Source organism: Brochothrix campestris FSL F6-1037 (assembly GCF_000525915.1).
Lineage (GTDB): Bacteria > Bacillota > Bacilli > Lactobacillales > Listeriaceae > Brochothrix > Brochothrix campestris.
Genome location: NZ_AODH01000010.1, coordinates 39,793 through 58,701, shown reverse-complemented (window position 1 = coordinate 58,701; position 18,909 = coordinate 39,793). Strand labels below are relative to the sequence as shown.

Annotated in this window: 17 protein-coding genes and 2 pseudogenes; 16 read left to right on the top strand and 3 right to left on the bottom strand. The window is 39.9% G+C overall.

Features of this window, described 5'->3' with window-relative positions:
* Nucleotides 1-249 precede the first annotated feature (249 nt).
* Entirely contained in the window at nucleotides 250-348 is a 99-nt protein-coding gene (gene prli42, locus BCAMP_RS13400) for a stressosome-associated protein Prli42 (RefSeq protein WP_156921121.1), read from the bottom strand.
* A 401-nt stretch (nucleotides 349-749) separates the two neighbouring features.
* Here prli42 and gndA point away from each other — a divergent pair, with 401 nt between their 5' ends.
* From gndA to BCAMP_RS02895, 7 genes and pseudogenes are all read left to right on the top strand, one after another.
* Nucleotides 750-2,165: an NADP-dependent phosphogluconate dehydrogenase gene (gene gndA / locus BCAMP_RS02925; RefSeq protein WP_035313514.1), complete on the top strand. Its 1,416-nt coding sequence runs from the start codon at nucleotides 750-752 to the stop codon at nucleotides 2,163-2,165.
* A gap of 544 nt (nucleotides 2,166-2,709) precedes the next feature.
* Nucleotides 2,710-3,853: pseudogene (hemW, locus tag BCAMP_RS02920) on the top strand (radical SAM family heme chaperone HemW).
* A gap of 160 nt (nucleotides 3,854-4,013) precedes the next feature.
* Nucleotides 4,014-4,238: a hypothetical protein gene (locus BCAMP_RS02915; protein ID WP_035313513.1), complete on the top strand. Its 225-nt coding sequence runs from the start codon at nucleotides 4,014-4,016 to the stop codon at nucleotides 4,236-4,238.
* A gap of 213 nt (nucleotides 4,239-4,451) precedes the next feature.
* Entirely contained in the window at nucleotides 4,452-5,492 is a 1,041-nt protein-coding gene (gene hrcA / locus BCAMP_RS02910; protein ID WP_035313512.1) for a heat-inducible transcriptional repressor HrcA, read from the top strand.
* Nucleotides 5,493-5,509: 17 nt separating this feature from the next.
* Nucleotides 5,510-6,058 (top strand): nucleotide exchange factor GrpE, encoded by a 549-nt coding sequence (gene grpE, locus BCAMP_RS02905; RefSeq protein WP_035313511.1) that lies wholly within the window; start codon nucleotides 5,510-5,512, stop codon nucleotides 6,056-6,058.
* A 56-nt stretch (nucleotides 6,059-6,114) separates the two neighbouring features.
* Nucleotides 6,115-7,942 (top strand): annotated as a pseudogene (dnaK, locus tag BCAMP_RS02900) (molecular chaperone DnaK).
* Nucleotides 7,943-8,071: 129 nt separating this feature from the next.
* On the top strand, nucleotides 8,072-9,025 hold the full coding sequence (locus BCAMP_RS02895) for a DnaJ C-terminal domain-containing protein (protein ID WP_035313510.1): 954 nt from the start codon (nucleotides 8,072-8,074) through the stop codon (nucleotides 9,023-9,025).
* An 85-nt stretch (nucleotides 9,026-9,110) separates the two neighbouring features.
* Here the strand turns inward: BCAMP_RS02895 and BCAMP_RS13395 are convergent, their stop codons facing one another.
* Nucleotides 9,111-9,794 carry an LPXTG cell wall anchor domain-containing protein gene (locus tag BCAMP_RS13395; RefSeq protein WP_198015685.1) on the bottom strand — a complete coding sequence of 228 codons (684 nt, stop codon included), beginning with the start codon at nucleotides 9,792-9,794 and terminating at the stop codon, nucleotides 9,111-9,113.
* Nucleotides 9,795-9,870: 76 nt separating this feature from the next.
* Nucleotides 9,871-10,470: an Ig-like domain-containing protein gene (locus BCAMP_RS12410; protein ID WP_051456837.1), complete on the bottom strand. Its 600-nt coding sequence runs from the start codon at nucleotides 10,468-10,470 to the stop codon at nucleotides 9,871-9,873.
* Nucleotides 10,471-10,731: 261 nt separating this feature from the next.
* Between BCAMP_RS12410 and prmA the strand changes: the two genes are divergently transcribed.
* From prmA to BCAMP_RS02845, 9 genes are all read left to right on the top strand, one after another.
* Entirely contained in the window at nucleotides 10,732-11,673 is a 942-nt protein-coding gene (prmA, locus tag BCAMP_RS02885) for a 50S ribosomal protein L11 methyltransferase (RefSeq protein ID WP_035313509.1), read from the top strand.
* A gap of 1 nt (nucleotide 11,674) precedes the next feature.
* A complete protein-coding gene (locus tag BCAMP_RS02880) occupies nucleotides 11,675-12,421 on the top strand; it encodes a 16S rRNA (uracil(1498)-N(3))-methyltransferase (protein ID WP_035313508.1) in 747 nt (248 codons plus the stop codon).
* Nucleotides 12,422-12,580: 159 nt separating this feature from the next.
* A complete protein-coding gene (gene rpsU, locus BCAMP_RS02875; protein ID WP_029091162.1) occupies nucleotides 12,581-12,754 on the top strand; it encodes a 30S ribosomal protein S21 in 174 nt (57 codons plus the stop codon).
* A 19-nt stretch (nucleotides 12,755-12,773) separates the two neighbouring features.
* Nucleotides 12,774-13,217, top strand: coding sequence for a GatB/YqeY domain-containing protein (locus BCAMP_RS02870; RefSeq protein ID WP_035313507.1), 444 nt, complete (start codon nucleotides 12,774-12,776; stop codon nucleotides 13,215-13,217).
* A gap of 86 nt (nucleotides 13,218-13,303) precedes the next feature.
* On the top strand, nucleotides 13,304-14,059 hold the full coding sequence (locus BCAMP_RS02865; RefSeq protein WP_051456836.1) for an NfeD family protein: 756 nt from the start codon (nucleotides 13,304-13,306) through the stop codon (nucleotides 14,057-14,059).
* A gap of 43 nt (nucleotides 14,060-14,102) precedes the next feature.
* The gene (gene floA / locus BCAMP_RS02860; RefSeq protein ID WP_051456835.1) at nucleotides 14,103-15,110 is read left to right on the top strand and encodes a flotillin-like protein FloA; all 1,008 of its coding nucleotides are present in this window, start codon (nucleotides 14,103-14,105) and stop codon (nucleotides 15,108-15,110) included.
* A gap of 20 nt (nucleotides 15,111-15,130) precedes the next feature.
* Nucleotides 15,131-15,640, top strand: a complete 510-nt coding sequence (locus BCAMP_RS02855; protein ID WP_035313506.1) for a hypothetical protein — start codon at nucleotides 15,131-15,133, stop codon at nucleotides 15,638-15,640.
* Between the two features lie 116 nt (nucleotides 15,641-15,756).
* Nucleotides 15,757-16,719: a PhoH family protein gene (locus tag BCAMP_RS02850; RefSeq protein ID WP_035313505.1), complete on the top strand. Its 963-nt coding sequence runs from the start codon at nucleotides 15,757-15,759 to the stop codon at nucleotides 16,717-16,719.
* A gap of 146 nt (nucleotides 16,720-16,865) precedes the next feature.
* Nucleotides 16,866-18,890 carry an HD family phosphohydrolase gene (locus BCAMP_RS02845; protein ID WP_035313504.1) on the top strand — a complete coding sequence of 675 codons (2,025 nt, stop codon included), beginning with the start codon at nucleotides 16,866-16,868 and terminating at the stop codon, nucleotides 18,888-18,890.
* The last annotated feature ends 19 nt before the right edge of the window (nucleotides 18,891-18,909 follow it).

Below are 18,909 nucleotides of genomic sequence, written 5' to 3'. Positions count from 1 at the left end.
TTAAAACACCTTTAATTAACTGAGTTAAACACCATGTTTTTGGAAAAGAAATAGTTTCATCTGTAATTCCAGAGGGATTTGCGATATTATTACAAGTGATAGCTGACATTGTCGAATCCCGCTTATAAATTTGTTGTGATGACTTAATATTATAGGGATTTTGAAAATGCAGCTATTTTTTTGCGAAAAAATAGGCATCAGTGAAAATTCACCAACACCATAAATTATAGCACCTTTTTTGTTCGTTATTTAGAAGAAGAATAAAGCACTGCTCAAGAGTGACGATAAGACGAGTACGATAATTAAGACATAAACGACAATTTTGACCATTTTATTAGAACCCAACATAAAAACTCCTTTAGCTAATTATTCGATACGTACAATGAGATGACATGAACCTATCTTAATTGTAGCTGAAACGTATTAAATTACAAGCTATAAGCGATGGTTGATACAACAAAGTGTTGGGATTAATTGTTGTAGGACCGAGTGTTCTTGCATAACAATTACTATATATTTTAATCATCATGACGATAATGTCTTAGAGCCATGACAGTTAAAGAACGGGATGGAACAACTGCATTTAGTAAAACGCTTACTATTTATAAAAATAAAGTGAAGTATCGCATAGCAGATGATTGAAGAAAGGCTCATCTTTTGATATGATGATACGGTAGAGCCAATGTTAACATAGCATCACGTTAGCAAAAGTATCCATAAAATTCATGAATTGGAAGGACGCGTAAAATATGAGCAAACAACAAATTGGTGTTATTGGAATGGGCGTAATGGGCAAAAACCTTGCGTTAAACATTGAAAGTCGAGGTCATTCGGTTTCTATTTTCAACCGTTCAGCTTCAAAAACAGAAGATGTTATGAAAGATCATTCTGACAAAAACTTAGTACCTTATTACACAGTCGAAGAATTTGTTAACTCACTTGAATCACCACGTCGTATTTTGTTAATGGTTAAAGCCGGCGTTGCAACAGATAAAACAATTGATTCACTTAAACCTTTCTTAGCTAAAGGTGATATTTTAATCGATGGTGGTAACACATTTTACGAAGATACAATCCGTCGTAACGCTGAATTAAGCGCTGAAGGATTCAACTTTATTGGTACTGGCGTTTCTGGTGGTGAAGAAGGCGCGCTTAAAGGGCCTGCAATCATGCCTGGGGGACAAAAAGAAGCGTATGAATTAGTTGCTCCAATCCTTAAAGAAATTGCTGCTCGTGCTGAAGATGGCGAACCATGTGTGGCTTATATTGGTGCGGATGGTGCGGGTCATTATGTCAAAATGGTACATAACGGTATCGAATATGGTGATATGCAATTAATTGCTGAAGCGTATGCATTACTCAAACATCATGTTGGTTTATCACATGACGAATTAGCTGACGTGTTTGAAGATTGGAACACTGGCGAATTAGACAGTTATTTAATCGATATCACAAAAGATATCTTGAAGAAAAAAGACGAAGAAACAGGCTTACCATTGGTTGATGTTATATTAGACCGTGCAGGTAACAAAGGGACTGGTAAATGGACAAGCCAAAGCGCATTAGATTTAGGGACACCATTACCACTTATTACTGAATCTGTCTTTGCTCGTTACATTTCGGCTTTAAAAGAAGAACGTGTGGCAGCAAGTAAAGTCTTAACTGGTCCTGCTAAAGTACCGTTTACAGGCGATAAAGAAGCTGTCATTGAAGCGGTTCGTCGTGCATTGTACTTAAGTAAAATTGCGTCATATGCACAAGGTTTTGCTCAAATGCGAATGGCATCAGATGAAAACAACTGGGACTTAAACTTCGGTGAGATTGCTAAAATCTTCCGTGCAGGTTGCATCATCCGTGCTCGCTTCTTACAAAAAATTACGGATGCCTTTAATAAAGCACCAGAACTTAAAAACTTGTTCTTAGATCCTTACTTTAAAGATATTGCTGACAACTACCAAGAAGCATTGCGTGATGTTGTGGCAACAGCTGTTAAAGCGGGTATTCCGGTACCAACATTCTCGGCTGCTGTTTCTTACTACGATAGTTACCGTACAGAAACATTACCAGCGAACCTTATCCAAGCGCAACGTGATTACTTCGGTGCTCACACTTACGAACGTACAGATAAAGAAGGTACTTTCCATACTGAATGGATGGACAAATAAGCATTTTTCTACAACTGAAGCAGGTATTTCATTCCGTTAGCGGGTGAAGTACCTGCTTTTTTTGTGCTGAAAATTGAAAGGAATAAAAAAACCAGTCGTTGACAGCGACTGGTGAAAAAGGGAGAAACTGTTAAGCGACTGAGTGACAAGGCTCAGCACTTAGTAAAAGAAAAAAAAAGAACAATAATAATGATAGGAGCAAAAACTGCCACTTCATTTGGTTTACTCATTAAATATAACAAGTGAATGTGAAAAAAACATGAAGAAAATGCTACCTTTTGAAGAAATAAAAACGGCGAAATATGCGGGTAATAAAAATCGAACAAACAATTGAAAGAAAGTGTCGAACTCAAAATGACTAAACTAGAACAACGGATTAAAAATAGATTTTTAAAATAAATTAAGGTCAATGAAGAAGAAGCAAAGTCTAACGTCGTTGCATGGATAAAAACGTAGTCTAACTGATTGTTTTAAACGACCGACTTGAATTAAGCCTCCGCTTCACGTAAAATGAAAAGCGTTAAGTAAGAAAGGAAGGCCAATTATGACAGCCGTTTATATACACATCCCATTTTGTGAGCACATTTGTTATTACTGTGACTTTAACAAAGTTTTTTTTAGAAGGGCAACCCGTTGATCGTTACATTGATACGTTGTTGTTAGAAATGAAAATGCGACTTGAGCAAACACCAGTCGATCATGTTGAAACAATTTTTGTTGGCGGTGGAACACCGACAACGTTGACGCCAAACCAACTCGATAAGTTATGTCGTGGTATCCGTGAGCTACTGCCTTATGATGAAGCAACGGGTGAATTTTCATTTGAAGCAAATCCCGGTGATTTATCGATTGAAAAATTAGCGGTGATGCATCAACACGGTGTCAACCGCCTTAGTATGGGGGTACAAAGCTTTAATCAAGATTTGTTGAAAAAAATCGGACGGATTCATACGGTGGCTGATGTGTATCAATCAGTTGATAACGCTCATGCTGTCGGTTTCGAAAATATTTCTATCGACTTGATTTTTAGTTTGCCGGGTCAAACCGAGGCGGATTTCAAAGACACGCTCACAAAAGCGTTAGCGCTTGATCTCCCGCATTACTCGGCCTATTCACTAATCGTCGAACCGAAAACGATTTTTTATAACCTCATGCAAAAAGGCAAGCTCATCTTGCCAGGGCAGGATGCCGAAGCCAATATGTACGGTTATTTAATGGACACAATGGCTGCCCATGGCCGCAACCAATATGAGATTAGTAACTTTTGTAAGCCAGGTTATGAAAGTCGTCATAACATTACGTACTGGGCCAATGAACAGTATTATGGCTTTGGTGCGGGTGCTCATGGCTTTTTAGGGGATGTTCGTTATGCGAATGCCGGTCCGCTAAAAAAATACATGACACCACTTGAAAATGGTCAATTACCAACTTTTCAAACAAAGGAACTAGCCTTACAAGAACATATTGAGGAAGAAATGTTTCTCGGTCTGCGTCGGGTGCAAGGTGTATCGGTGTCGCATTTTAAAGAGAAGTTTGGTCAAAATATGTTTGATATTTACCACGAACCGATTGCGCGTTTTGTGGCGAAAGGTTTAATGGCACACGAAGATGGTTTTGTTAAACTAACCCGACAAGGTCGCTTTTTAGGAAATGTCGTCTTTCGTGATTTTTTATTTGAACGAGAGTAACAACCAGCAAAAAGACACTTAGTTACGTGCACAAACACAGATGTTGTGCGCCCTCTAAGTGTCTTTTTCGCTGCCTACTCATTTGACAGCACGGTCGTCAAATAGCTAAGTTAAAAAGAGAGGCTAGCAAAACAAAACGTGTTAATGAGGAGGAGCACCGATGGTGAAAAAACAAACAACGTCGGAACGTCCGACCGCGCTTAAGGTGTGGCCACATTTTTTTATAACGCTGCTATTAAGTCTACTATTAGCACTACTGCTATTGTTCAAGCTGCCTAAACGTTTCATTATCATAGGCGAACTAATCATCGCTAGTTATTTCACAACGATTATCGTCATATATATAATGCAAAAAATGGTGGCCTTTTTAGATGATATGAATTAACAAACTTGCAAGTACAGCTGTTAGCTATACAAACTGCCCGAATAAAATGACCGCTTTTCAAACAGTTGAGAGGCGGTTTTTGAGGACTGAAAAAATATTGGTCAAAAAAGGTCATTTTTCGAGTGTAAGTTATTGACATGTTCTGACTTATTTGTTAAATTAAGAATGTAGTTAGCACTTGAACGATCAGAGTGCTAAAAGGAGTGATGCTAAATGTTATCAGAAAGACAGCTACTGATACTGAAAACCATTGTCCGCAACTACATTGGAACGGCAAAACCGATTGGCTCAAGCTCATTAGTGAAAGAAGGTCAATTGCCATTTAGTTCAGCGACGATTCGTAACGAAATGGGTATTTTAGAACAACAAGGTTTTATCGAAAAGACACATTCGTCATCAGGACGCGTCCCATCTGAACAAGGGTATCGCTACTACGTGGACTTTCTTGTTGGTAAGATGGCCATTCACCCGACTGATATGCAAGTCATTCAGCAACTTTTCACTCATGATTATGTTGAAATGGAAGAGCTGATTCGTAAATCAGCAACGATTTTAGCTGATTTAACGAACTACACGGCGATTGTACTTGGTCCTAATTTACAATTGAATCGCCTGGCGAGTTTTCAGTTGATTCCAATTGGTGAACGACAGGTTGTTGCGATTTTAGTTACAACAAGTGGTCATGTAGAGAATCATCGATTTACGCTTGAAGCAGCCGTTTCACCGACTGATATTGAACGGGTCGTGAATATTTTAAATGATAAACTGGTGAACCTACCATTATCAGATATAAAAATGAGACTACCGCGAGAAGTCAATCAGTTATTAAAACAACAAACGAACGAATTTGATGCGATTCAACAATTATTGCAAAACGTGTTTCATCAAACACCTCAAGAAAAAATTGTCTTTTCGGGACAATCGCATATTTTAAATCAACCTGAATTTAGTCAAACCGCCCAAATTCGCGATGTGATTAAATTACTCGAGCAACGCGATGATGTTTTTGAACTCGTCAACGATGTGCCTGAAGGTATCAACGTGATGATCGGTGAAGAGATTTCTAACGACTTGTTTAAAGATTTCAGCTTGATAACAAGCACATACAAGGTTGATAACCAAAAGGCAGGTGTGATTGCCTTGCTAGGACCAACACGTATGTCGTACGATCATTCGATTCAAGTGATTGATGAGGTGAGTAAAGATTTATCCCGCTTTTTAACAACACGTTATGATGAGGGAAATATAAACTGATAAAGTGAGGGAATAATGTGAGCGAAGAAGTGAAGTCAGATAAGGTTGAAGAAGTAACTGAAACAAATGAAACGGTTGAAGAGGCAGTTGAAACAACCGAAGAAGAAGTGGTTGAAGTATCTGAACTTGACCAACTAACAGCCAAATATGACGCGCTTGAAACACGTTACTTACGTTTACAAGCTGACTTTGATAACAGTCGACGTCGTCAAAAAATCGAAGCACAAAGCGCTGCGAAGTTTCGTTCGCAAGCGGTGATTGAAAAATTATTGCCAGTCTTAGATAACTTTGAACGGGCAATGGCGACAGACTTGGCGGGGGAAGATACGAAATCATTCCTTGAAGGAATTGAAATTGTCCAACGCCAATTAATAACAGCATTAGAAGCGGAAGGCTTAGAAGTCATCGCAACTGTTGGTGAAGCGTTTGATCCAAACATTCATCAAGCTGTTATGCAAGATAGCGACGACGCCTTTGAAAGCAATGTCGTTACTGCCGAATTACAAAAAGGATACCGCTTAAAAGAGCGTGTTATCCGACCTGCCATGGTTAAAGTTAACCAATAAACACGTGCAGATAACAACGCAACATCAAAAAAACATTTTCTAGGAGGAAATTTATTATGAGCAAAATTATCGGTATTGACTTAGGTACAACAAACTCTGCTGTCTCAGTTCTTGAAGGTGGCGAAGCTAAAATCATTCCAAACCCAGAAGGTGGCCGCACAACACCATCTGTTGTCGCATTCAAAGACGGTGAACGTCAAGTAGGTGAAGTAGCAAAACGTCAAATGATTACAAACCCAAACACAATTGCTTCAATTAAACGTTATATGGGTACTGACCACGTTACAACAATCGAAGGTAAAGATTACTCGCCACAAGAAATTTCAGCAATCATCTTACAATACTTAAAAGGTTATGCTGAAGATTACTTAGGTGAAACAGTTGATAAAGCGGTTATTACAGTGCCAGCTTACTTCAACGATGCACAACGTCAAGCAACGAAAGACGCTGGTAAAATTGCTGGTTTAGAAGTCGAGCGTATTGTTAACGAACCAACAGCTGCAGCTTTAGCTTACGGTATTGAAAAAACAGATGAAGACCAAACTGTCTTAGTATTTGACCTTGGTGGTGGTACATTTGACGTTTCAATCCTTGAATTAGGCGATGGTGTCTTTGAAGTATTAGCAACAGCAGGTGATAACTCACTTGGTGGCGATGACTTTGACCAAGCGATTATCGATTACTTAGTAGCTGAGTTTAAAAAAGACAACGGCATTGATTTATCGAAAGATAAAATGGCAACACAACGTTTGAAAGATGCTGCTGAAAAAGCGAAAAAAAGACTTATCAGGCGTTTCTTCAGTACAAGTATCATTACCATTCATCACAGCAGGTGACAATGGTCCAATGCACTTAGAAGTGACATTATCACGTGCTAAATTTGATGATATTACAGCTTCATTAGTTGAACGTACGGTTGTTCCTGTTCGTCAAGCAATGAAAGATGCCAAATTATCAGCAAGCGAAATCGACCAAGTTATTTTAGTAGGTGGTTCAACTCGTATTCCTGCCGTACAAGAAGCTGTTAAAAAAGAATTAGGTAAAGAACCACATAAAGGTGTTAACCCAGATGAAGTTGTTGCAATGGGTGCAGCAATCCAAGGTGGTGTGATTACCGGTGACGTGAAAGACGTTGTTTTACTTGATGTTACTCCACTTTCATTAGGTATCGAAACAATGGGTGGCGTTTCAACAGTCTTAATCGAACGTAACACAACAATCCCAACATCTAAATCACAAGTATTCTCAACTGCGGTTGATAACCAACCAGCTGTCGATATCCATGTGTTACAAGGTGAACGTCCAATGGCGAAAGACAACAAAACATTAGGTCGTTTCCAATTATCTGACATCCCAGCTGCTCAACGTGGCGTGCCTCAAATCGAAGTATCATTCGATATTGATAAAAATGGTATCGTAACTGTTAAAGCGAAAGACTTAGGTACTGGTAAAGAACAAAACATTGTCATCAAATCATCTTCAGGTTTAACTGATGAAGAAATTGAACGTATGGTTAAAGATGCTGAAGCAAATGCTGAAGAAGATGCTAAAAACAAAGCAGCAGTTGATACGCGTAACGAAGCCGATCAATTAATCTTCTCTGTTGATAAAACATTGAAAGACTTAGAAGGTAAAATCGAAGCTGATGAAGTTAAAAAAGCTGAAGAGGCACGTGATGAATTGAAAACTGCCTTAGAAGGCGAAGACATTGAAGACATCACAACTAAAAAAGATGCTTTAAATGAAATCGTTCAAGCGTTATCAGTTAAATTATACGAAGAAGCGGCTAAAGCACAACAAGCTGAACAAGGTGAAGCTGGCGACCAAGCTGACGATAACGTTGTTGAAGCTGAATTCGAAGAAGTTGACGAAGATAAAAAATAAGTAATCTAATCGTCAGAATAAAAGGCCATGTCCGCAGTTTGTGACGATGGCCTTTTATTTGTAACTAGCCTATTTGGGCAGTAAATGATAAAGTAAACCAATACGAGTTAAACAGGGAGTGACATTAAAATGGCAAATAAAGATCCATATGACGTTTTAGGCGTTAGTAAGTCTGCAACGGCACAAGAGATTAAAAAGGCATACCGTAAACTTTCAAAACAATATCATCCAGATATTAACAAAGAAGAGAGTGCCAAAGCAAAATACCAAGAAATATCAGATGCTTACGATATTTTAGGTGATGAGGATAAAAAAGCTCATTTTGACCGTTTTGGGCACGCTGACCCGAACGCTGGCTTTGGTGGCGGTGGTTTCGGTGGTGGCTTTAGTGGTGGCGGCTTTGGCGGCGGTGGCTTTGAAGACATTTTTGAAAGTTTCTTTGGTGGTGGCCGACGTCGTGACCCGAATGCACCGCGCGCAGGACAGGACATGCAATACACGATGCGTTTGAAATTCCGTGAAGCAATTTTCGGTAAAGAAATTGAAATTAGTTTCCGTCGTGAAGAAATTGACGAAAAAACGAATGAACGTGTGACAAAAGTGAAAAAATTAAAACTAAAAGTACCTGCTGGTGTCGATGACGGGCAACAAATGCGCGTTTCAAACCAAGGGGCTGCTGGTTACAATGGCGGACCAAATGGTGACTTATATGTCGTGTTTGATATTATTCCCGATGAGTTCTTTGAACGTCATGGCGATGATATTTACGCTGAAGTACCGATTACATTTGCGCAAGCCGCGCTCGGTGCTGAAATTGAAGTGCCAACCTTACATGGTAAAGTGCGCTTAAAAGTACCTGCTGGGACACAAAATGGCACTAACTTCCGTCTCCGAGGCAAAGGGGCACCGCGCCTCCAACGTACCGGACACGGCGATCAACACATTCAAGTGCGTGTAGTCGTACCGCAAAAAATGAACGATGCCCAACGTAAGGCTGTGAAAGATTACGCGAAAGCAACAGAAGGTGATAACAGCAACGATGGTTTCTTTGATAAGATGCGAAAAGCATTTAAAGGAGAATAATTGCTGATAGAATAAATAAAAGCTAACTCTCTATCGGTAACTTACCGATAGAGAGTTAGCTTTTTTGATTCGTTAAAGAAATAATTTAAGTGATCGTTATTTTTTTTATTTGTCTAACAGCAATTAATAGAAAAGTTAAACCAACCCATAAATACCAAGGGAGTTGTTGATTTTCACCTGTTTTGGGCAAATTATGTTGAGATATTGTTGTTTTTAGTTGGTTTTCTGAAGAATCAGGCGTAATTATTAGGTTGGAAAGTGATTGCTTTGAGTGAGTCTTAGTGGTATGTGTTATCTTTTCTTGTGAGATGTTTGAACCTATTTCAATTGCATCTGAGTTTGAGTCGTTTGAACTCGAATCGCTTGAACTGAAATCAGTTGAACTGGAATCAGTTGAACTCGAGTCGATTGAACTGGAATCGGTTGAACTGGAATTGCTTGAACTCGAGTCGTTTGAGCTTGAATCGATATTACCGCCACCTTCACCACCATATTTTTCTGAATAACCTATTATATGGTGGTTTTCTAGAGTGGAAGCACCATCAATTTTGGCGGTTACTTCAGCGGTGTTTGTGTATTGTGATTTAGAAAAATCAGTTTTCGTCTTATATGTGATGAAAATCCGTTCATTTGTATCGCGTAAGGGGATTTTAAAAGTTTTACTATCGATCCATTCAACTTCAACCTGTTCATCGATTGAGGCTGTCGCAGTGCTAGAGCCATAGACAACTCTTACTGAATTGCTTTGTTTAGAGCCGATAAATGTCAAACCGTCACCTAAGGTGTCGATGAAATAGCCATCTTGAAAACTTTTTTTTATCTTGGAAGGTATTGATGTAAATTTGTCACGTTAAGGTATCTTTTGGGTCTTGTTTTCCTTCGTACTTTCCATTTTTTGTAATCCAAGCACCTGAGCCAGAACCAGTGTTTGACTGAGTGATTAGTATTTCTTTCTCGACTGTGCCATTAATTGTTTCAAAAGGGATAACATTCATTTCGTCAATGGTAATATTATTAGCGTTAAAGTTTGCCCAAATATCGAAATAGGCCATACTAATACCTTGTTCAACGTTGGTGTTAAACGTTATTTCTACCTGTCCATTTTTTATCGAAGCGGTTCCGAAAATGAGGCCGTCACTAGTCTTTAAGGGAACGTCTGTCATGTCGATATTATTATATCTTATTTCAGGTGGAACCGAAAAGCTAGCTCTGTCTCCACCGAGAACAATTAATTCCTTAGGAATTGAAAACTCATAAGAAAGAATGAATTTTTTACTACTGTCAATTTCAGTGATAATTTGTCCGCCATTTGCAGTTGTATCTGCTTTGAAATTAACATCAGTTACAATGCTACTTGTGATGTTTTTAGCGAAAACAACTGGGTTTTGAAAGAAAGCAGCTATTATTACTAGTGCTAGCACAATTGAACGTTTTATTTTTTTCATTATTACTCCTCCTTTATTTATACATATATTAAGAATAAGTTATTTTTAAAAAAAAGAAACGATCGAGTTTCAAAAATCATAATAATCAGACGATTGAGGAGGCTATAAGCGTGTGACTGAGCGTAGGGCGATTTTTGCATCAACTTTTACAGTATGAAGTTTAGCGTGATGAATCAAGCTGTTTTTTGAAGAGATTTACTTTCAAGCCAATCATAGATAAGGTACAATCAAACAGAGAGCTAAAATAAAGGAGATGCAAAAATGGATTTTATCGAAGTGAGTGTCACAACGACGCATGCCGCAATGGATGCAATTTCAAATGTATTTATGGAAAATGGCGCCAATGGTGTCGCAATTGAAGATAGTGCGGACTTAACACGTGAACATCCCGACCAATTTGGCGAGATGTACGCGCTCGATTCAGCAGATTACCCAACAGAGGGTGTGATTGTAAAAGCGTATTATGAAGATAACGAAGATGTGACGATTGATTTTGAGGCTGTTCATGCTTTGATTAAAGGACTTGTTCAATATGACATCGACCTCGGACCGATTGATTGGACCTTAACTGAAGTGAAAGAAGAAAAATGGGCGACTGCTTGGAAAGAGTTTTATCATCCGGTCCAAATCACTGATAAATTAACGATTGTCCCAACTTGGGAAGAGTATACACCGCATTCACCTGAGGAACATATCATCGAATTAGATCCTGGGATGGCCTTTGGAACAGGGACGCATCAAACGACCCGTCTGTGCCTCGAAGCCGTTGAAAAATACGTTGTGGCGGGCGATGATGTCATTGATGTTGGTACCGGTTCAGGCGTCTTGAGTATTTTAGCGGCCAAGTTAGGTGCTAACTCAGTTTTAGCGTTAGATTTAGATGATGTCGCTGTTCGTGCGGCACAAGAAAACATCGACGTGAATAAGGTTGGTGACGTGGTTGAAGTCACAACCGGTAATCTATTAGAAGGTGTTGACCGCACGGTTGATGTGGTGGTTGCAAATATTTTAGCCGATATTATTTTACTGTTCCCCGACGACGTATACCGCGTCTTAAAACCAGGAGGCTTGTTTATTGCCTCTGGTATTATTGAGACGAAGGTTGAAGAAGTGGCCGCGGCGATTGAAGCTGCTGGTTTAACAATGATTGAGCGTGACAACAAGGACGATTGGTTTGCCTTGATTGCTCGAAAAGAGGGCTAAGATGCAACGTTACTTTATTGAAACATCAACACCGAACGAACCAACCATCGCTATCGGTGCACCACATTACCATCACCTGATTAACGTGATGCGTCATGAAGTCGGAGACGAATGCATTGTAGTCTTTAACGACCGCAACAGTTTCATTGCCACTTTGGTTACGATCACGAAAGCAGAAGCACACCTACAGTTAAAAACAAAGCTTGAAAAAACAGTCGAGTTACCAATAGAGGTGACCCTTGCCTGTGGCCTGCCTAAAGGAGATAAACTCGAGCTCATCGTGCAAAAAAGTACTGAATTAGGTGCGTTTGCGATTCAACCCTATGTGGCAGAACGCTCTATTGTGAAATGGGATGATAAAAAGCAAGGTAAAAAAAGACAACGCCTGCAAAAAATCGCCCAAGAAGCTGCCGAACAATCACATCGGATTCAGGTGCCTGAAATCAAAGCATTGCTAACGACGAAACAGTTAGCGGCAGCAGCCACTCAATATACCCACCTGTTTGTTGCAGACGAAGAAGAGGCTAAAATAAATGAAAACCAAGCGTATAAAGCGCTTTTAAGAAAAATCCCTGTTGGCTCACGCTTATTAATTATTTTTGGACCAGAAGGTGGTCTCTCTCGTTCTGAAGTTGATTTGTTCTGTCAAAACGGCGCTATAACAGGCTCTTTCGGTCCGCGTATTCTGCGGACGGAGACAGCACCACTCTATGCAATGGCAGCAATTTCATATGAATTTGAATTATAAACGATAAAACGTTGACGTTTAATTCTTACTATTATATAATTGCATAGAGTGATTGTTGTTTAGGCAATCATCTAGGTATTTTTAAGGAATACTTAGCAGGTAAATATTGATTCACGTTATTTACTGAGTAACTCCAGTGTGCGGAGGGAGGGTTAAGAGATGTCAAAAACAGTTGTTCGCAAAAACGAATCGCTTGAAGATGCTCTTCGTCGCTTTAAACGTTCGGTATCGAAAACAGGTACTATGCAAGAATTCAGAAAGCGCGAATTTTATGAAAAACCAAGCGTAAAACGTAAGAAAAAATCAGAAGCAGCACGTAAACGTAAGTTCTAATTAGTGAGGATGAAAATTCATGAGTCTTTTGGGACAATTAAATCAAGATATGAAGGATGCAATGCGTGCGAAAGATAAAGCACGTTTATCTGTCATTCGAATGGTTAAAGCTGCAATCCAAAATGAGTCTATTAAAAAAGGCGACGAATTGGATTCAGAAGAAGAACTAACGGTCTTATCTCGTGAATTCAAACAGCGTAAAGAATCGATGGTTGAATTTAAGAGTGCAGAGCGTGAGGACCTTGTAGCAAGCCTTGAGGCGGAATTACAAGTCATCGAACACTATTTACCAACACAACTTACTGAAGAAGAAGTGTTAGTGATTGTTGATGAAGTGATTGCTGAAACGGGAGCATCATCTAAAGCTGATTTTGGAAAGGTAATGAAAGTTATTTTACCAAAAGTTAAAGGTAAAGCGGATGGTTCATTAATTAGCAAACTTTTAAAACAAAAATTATCTTAATCTGATGTAATTAAAAATTGTAAAGCCGGGAGAACTCATGTTTTCCCGGCTTTTTTTAAAAATATCAAATAAATGAGGTGAAGCAAATGAAAAAATCAGCTTTGGCAAGCTGGCTTGCCATTGTTACTGTCTTTGCGATTTTACCCGCACAACATGTTTTGGCAGCGACACAGGTCTCGTCATCAAGGATTGACCATCTGGCGTCTTTTCTAACGCAACCAGTTGTGATTGCGACCCTGCTCGTGCTAGCAGGCGCTTGCTTTGCAATCGAACTTTTTACTAAAGGCTTTAGCATTTTTGGCATCATCGGACTGTTGTTAATATTCATTTATTTCTTCAGTCATATTATGATCGGACTTGCAAGTTGGCTTTTAGTAATGGTTTTCATTATTAGTTTTGCACTCGTTCTGTTAGAATTATTTGTACCGGGAGGAATTGTCGGGGCATTAGGCGTTATCGGCATCGTCGTTAGTATTTTCTTAGCCGGCTTTGAAGATTGGGTCACCATAATGATTGCGCTTGCTTGTGCAATGCTCGTGATGTGGGTCACAATATTAATAATGATAAAGGTGTTGGGAAAACGGATGAATATTTTTCGAAAACTCGTGTTGCGTGATGCGACAAAAACAGAAGAAGGTTACGTTTCAACTGAAAATCGTCCTGAATTAGTCGGCCAATCTGGTCTGACAAAAACAGCCTTGCGCCCAGCCGGATCAATGGTGTTAAATGGTCGTTTAATCGATGTAGTGTCAGAAGGCGATTTCATTGAAAGCGAAGTGCCAGTAACAGTTATCAAAGTAGAGGGTATGAGAGTCGTTGTTCGCGAGCAAACAGCAAAATAAGACGTGAATAAAGGCTTTTAAACAACAATAGGAGGTTAGACAGATGGAAGCATTAATTGGGCAAAACATGGGTGTGATTGTGATGGCAGTTATCGTTATTATTTTATTGATGATTATTTTCACAATTGTTCCTGTAGGATTATGGATCAGTGCATTAGCAGCTGGTGTCAGAGTAAGTATTACAACGTTAATCGGGATGCGCTTAAGACGCGTAAGCCCTGGGGGCATCGTCAACCCGCTCATTAAAGCACAAAAAGCGGGCTTAAACACAACGATTAACCAGCTTGAAAGTCACTATTTAGCAGGTGGTAATGTCGACCGTGTCGTCAATGCATTAATTGCTGCACATCGTGCCAACATTGAATTGACGTTTGAACGTTCGGCAGCAATCGATCTTGCAGGTCGTGACGTGTTACAAGCGGTTCAAATGTCAGTTAACCCGAAAGTGATTGAAACACCATTTATTTCAGGTGTGGCAATGAACGGGATTGAAGTAAAAGCAAAAGCACGGATTACAGTGCGTGCTAACATCGAACGTTTGGTTGGTGGTGCGGGTGAAGAAACAATTATCGCCCGTGTTGGTGAAGGGATTGTTTCGACAATCGGTTCATCAGTTGAACATAATAAAGTGCTTGAAAACCCCGATTTGATTTCAAAAACAGTCTTATCTAAAGGACTTGATGCGGGGACTGCCTTTGAAATTCTCTCAATTGATATTGCAGATGTCGACATCGGTACGAACATTGGGGCAGAGTTACAAACAGAACAAGCCGAAGCCGATAAAAACATCGCTCAGGCGAAAGCCGAAGAACGTCGTGCGATGGCCGTAGCTTCTGAGCAAGAAATGCGTGCCAAAGTTGAAGAGATGCGTGCGAAGGTTGTTGAGTCAGAAGCACAGGTACCACTTGCGATGGCGGAAGCGCTTCGGTCAGGTAAAATTGGTGTGATGGATTATTACAATCTTAAAAACATTGAATCAGATACAGACATGCGAGCGGCGATTAGCCAATTAAACGAAACACATGAAGAGGGTAAAAATAACAAACAATAGTTTAAAATGGAGGCGACCGAATGGAGTTTCTATTGATGATTATCGGTGGTGCTGCTTGGTTAATAACAATGTACCTCGATGATAAAAAGAAAAAAGAACGCAAGGCCGCTACTGAAGCGGCTAAGCAATCTAAACCTATTCGCACAGCCGATGAACCACGTCGACGAACAGCTAACCGTTCGTCCACCCGACAAAAAACACAGTCAACGGCAACGCCAGTTGCTGTTGAAGAAGTGCCAGTGAGGCCGCGTCGCTCAACAGAGCCACGTCGTCAAACAGTACGTGAAACTTCGACCAGGCAAGAGCGACTACAGTCCACTAAGGGGCAACGTCAATCGACACGTGGTCAGACAACTGAACTGAGCGAAGTAAGGGTGTCTCACCGTAAACACCAGCCTAAACAAGTTGTGCAGGCTGTAAATGTTGCAACGGGCGATGTGCTTCTAGGCAAGCAAGAACTTGTACGAGGTGTGATCATGGCTGAATTATTGGCTGCACCGAAGGCATTAAAAGGGAAACGACGGTTTTAAAGGAGCATCCTTGTGATGCTCCTTTTTATTTGGGGTGTTTTTCTTGCTAAGATTATGAAACAGACCGCGATTAGGGTAAAATAGAAGTATAACTTAATCGTAAAGGGGTAGTGGCGATGACTAATGCGAGTAATCAGTTAACAGATACATTTACACTCAGTTCATTAGAAGATGTTCAATTACTTATTGGTACGAATGATGCCAATATCCAATATCTTGAAGAGGCCTTTGGTGTCGTTATTATTACGCGCGGTGAAAGTTTCACGGTGACCGGAACCGCAGAAAACATCGTGGCAGTTAAACAAATTTTGGTGAGCCTCAATGAAATATTACAACGACAAATAGCGATAGACTTACGTGATGTGACGCAAGCTGTGAAGATGGCGAAAACAGGTAAACTTGCCAACTATAGCCGTCTCTATGACGAACATATCTTTAAAACAAGCAAGGGGAATCCGATTCGACCGAAAACATTTGGACAAAAAAACTATATTCAGACGGTCAAAGCAAAGGCTATTACTTTTGGAATTGGCCCAGCTGGAACGGGTAAAACCTACTTAGCCGTTGTAATGGCCGTCGAAGCCTTAAAAAGTGGTAAGGTAAGTAAAATATTATTAACACGTCCGGCAGTAGAAGCGGGCGAAAGTCTCGGCTTTTTACCCGGTGATCTGAAAGAAAAGGTTGATCCTTATTTACGCCCAGTCTACGATGCCTTACACGAGGTACTAGGAAGGGATACAACCACACGTTTGCTAGAACGTGGTGTCATCGAGATTGCTCCGTTAGCTTATATGCGCGGTCGCACCATTGAGCAGGCCTTTATTATTTTAGACGAAGCCCAAAATACAACAACAGCCCAAATGAAAATGTTCTTAACACGACTCGGTTATGGGTCGAAGATGATTATTAATGGTGATGTGACACAGATAGATTTACCAAAGGGGAGCAAAAGTGGCTTAATCCATGCCGAAAAGTTGCTACAACCAATTAAAGACCTCGGATTTGTCACCTTTAAAACCGAAGATGTCGTGCGTCATCCACTGGTTGGTAAAATTATTGACGCATACGGTGCTGAGTAGCATGTCGTATTAGCAGAGGAGCGTGAAGCTGACGATGAAAAAAAAACCGCAAGAAGCTAACCGCAACACAAGATAGACGGCTTAACATTACGACCTTAATCGTGTTGGCCATTATGTTGGCGGTTGTATTGAATGTGGCGAGCACGATGAAACCTTATCATATCATGAAAAATGAAATAGCACCGACAACCATTAGGGCGTCACAAACAGTTGTTGACGATAAAAAAACCGAGAGTGAAAAAGTTGCCGCTGCGGATAATGTGCAAGATGTATACACCATCAATTCGAACATTACCCAAAATCAAATCGACTCGGTTAATATGATTTTTACAGTGCTTGGTACCGTCCAAGATGATGAAGACAAAGCCGAGGAAACCGCGAAGAAAGAGAAAAAACAATTCGAACCTTTTTCGAATCAAAATATCGTAAAGCGGGCACGTGCATTGTTAAATAAGAGCGATCTGACATTTGAAGAGACATCGATTAGCGATGCGAGTTTAGTCACCTTGTATCATTTTAAACCATCAAAATTGACCGATTTTCAATCAACGTTAGTGAGTGTGATAACGAAACAACTACAAAAAGGTGTGACTAATACACAGTTGTTAAACATTCGAGCAGATTTACAAATAAGCATGAACGAGTTAGCGATTGCCTCATCGTTACGAGCTGTCGCGACTGAAATTATTAATGCTGGCATTACCGTTAATAGTTTTTATGATGCGTCTGCCACCAATCAACAGCGCTTGATTGCACAAAATAGTGTCCAACCGGTTCGAATCTTACAAGGGCAGGTGATTGTTCAAGAAGGCCAACTCGTAACCGATGATATTTATCGTCAGCTAGAACTAGTACATATGGTGAAATCATCGCTAAATTGGCTTGTTCTCCTGGGAAATGTCTTGATGGCGATTGTGATTGCAATTATGACCTTTTTCTTGGTCTATCGTTCACGGCGCGAGCAGCATGATGTCACGATTGTGTTTATGATTTTTAGTGCCTTAACTGTTTTGAGTTATTTAATACTTTTATTGTTCCGCTTTGCATTTGAACATCGGGTTGATAATTTAATTTACGTTTTGCCCGTTGTGTTTGTGCCGATGATATTACAATTGTTAGGTTATCGGGCACTTAAGCTCTTAGGCATATTGCAAATTGTAATGGCAGCAGTCCTCATATTACAAAGTAGTCAAAGTACCTTCAACATCGTTTATTTCATTGCTTATATTTTATTATCGAGTTTAGGTGCAACACTTATTTTAAACAAACCGAAAACGCGTAATGACTTATTCGTCGATTCAATGTATATTTCATTGTTTAATGGAGCTGCTATTTTTATCATTCAGCTTATTAGTGCAGTATCGATTTCAACTTTATCATTTTGGTGGCCTATCTTTTATGGTATGATAGGAGGGTTGATAGCATTTATTTTAAGTTTAGGATTACAACCGCTATTTGAGACGATTTTTGGGGTGTTATCACCGAATCGTTTAATGGAACTAGCGAGTCCATCACAACCTTTGTTGAAGCGGATGATGAATGAAGCACCGGGAACCTATCATCATTCCTTGATGGTTGCTAATTTGGCGGAGGCGGCAGTCGATGCCATTGGTGGTGATTCGTTGTATACACGTGTGGCTTGTTATTATCATGATGTAGGTAAAATGTCGAATCCAGCCTTTTTTGTTGAAAATCAATATGGTGATAAAAGTCCCCATGAGCAGTTAACAGCAACCGCCAGTCGTGATATTATTATCGCGCATGCGAAGGATGGTGTCGCAATGTTGCAAGCGGCCCATTTTCCTAAACCAATTGTTGATATGGCAGAACAACATCATGGCACAACGGTTTTGCGCTATTTTTATTATGCGGCCCAACAAGAGGATGCTAGCGTTGCAGAAGCAACGTTTCGTTATCCAGGACCTAAACCACAAACAAGAGAAATTGCCGTTGTTAATATTGCAGACTCAGTTGAAGCGGCAGTACGTTCGATGAAAACACCATCGACTGAAAAAATGGCGGACTTGATTCATTCAATCGTCGAAGAGCGTTTGTTGGACGGTCAGTTTGATGAATGCGAGCTGTCGATGAAAGATATGCTAACCATTAAAGACACTTTGTTGAAAGTATTAGTGGGTGTGTATCATCAGCGAATAGAATACCCTAAGTAGGGCGAAGGAAAGAGGGAAC

Bases quoted from the DNA above. Each gene is read 5' to 3' on its own strand.
- BCAMP_RS12410 (WP_051456837.1), bottom strand. From the start codon at position 10,470: ATGAAAAAAATAAAACGTTCAATTGTGCTAGCACTAGTAATAATAGCT.
- rpsU (WP_029091162.1), top strand. From the start codon at position 12,581: ATGTCAAAAACAGTTGTTCGCAAAAACGAATCGCTTGAAGATGCTCTT.
- BCAMP_RS02915 (WP_035313513.1), top strand. From the start codon at position 4,014: ATGGTGAAAAAACAAACAACGTCGGAACGTCCGACCGCGCTTAAGGTG.
- BCAMP_RS02880 (WP_035313508.1), top strand. From the start codon at position 11,675: ATGCAACGTTACTTTATTGAAACATCAACACCGAACGAACCAACCATC.
- prmA (WP_035313509.1), top strand. From the start codon at position 10,732: ATGGATTTTATCGAAGTGAGTGTCACAACGACGCATGCCGCAATGGAT.
- BCAMP_RS02855 (WP_035313506.1), top strand. From the start codon at position 15,131: ATGGAGTTTCTATTGATGATTATCGGTGGTGCTGCTTGGTTAATAACA.
- BCAMP_RS02870 (WP_035313507.1), top strand. From the start codon at position 12,774: ATGAGTCTTTTGGGACAATTAAATCAAGATATGAAGGATGCAATGCGT.
- BCAMP_RS02895 (WP_035313510.1), top strand. From the start codon at position 8,072: ATGGCAAATAAAGATCCATATGACGTTTTAGGCGTTAGTAAGTCTGCA.
- hrcA (WP_035313512.1), top strand. From the start codon at position 4,452: ATGTTATCAGAAAGACAGCTACTGATACTGAAAACCATTGTCCGCAAC.
- gndA (WP_035313514.1), top strand. From the start codon at position 750: ATGAGCAAACAACAAATTGGTGTTATTGGAATGGGCGTAATGGGCAAA.
- BCAMP_RS02850 (WP_035313505.1), top strand. From the start codon at position 15,757: ATGACTAATGCGAGTAATCAGTTAACAGATACATTTACACTCAGTTCA.
- floA (WP_051456835.1), top strand. From the start codon at position 14,103: ATGGAAGCATTAATTGGGCAAAACATGGGTGTGATTGTGATGGCAGTT.
- BCAMP_RS02845 (WP_035313504.1), top strand. From the start codon at position 16,866: ATGAAACCTTATCATATCATGAAAAATGAAATAGCACCGACAACCATT.
- prli42 (WP_156921121.1), bottom strand. From the start codon at position 348: ATGTTGGGTTCTAATAAAATGGTCAAAATTGTCGTTTATGTCTTAATT.
- BCAMP_RS02865 (WP_051456836.1), top strand. From the start codon at position 13,304: ATGAAAAAATCAGCTTTGGCAAGCTGGCTTGCCATTGTTACTGTCTTT.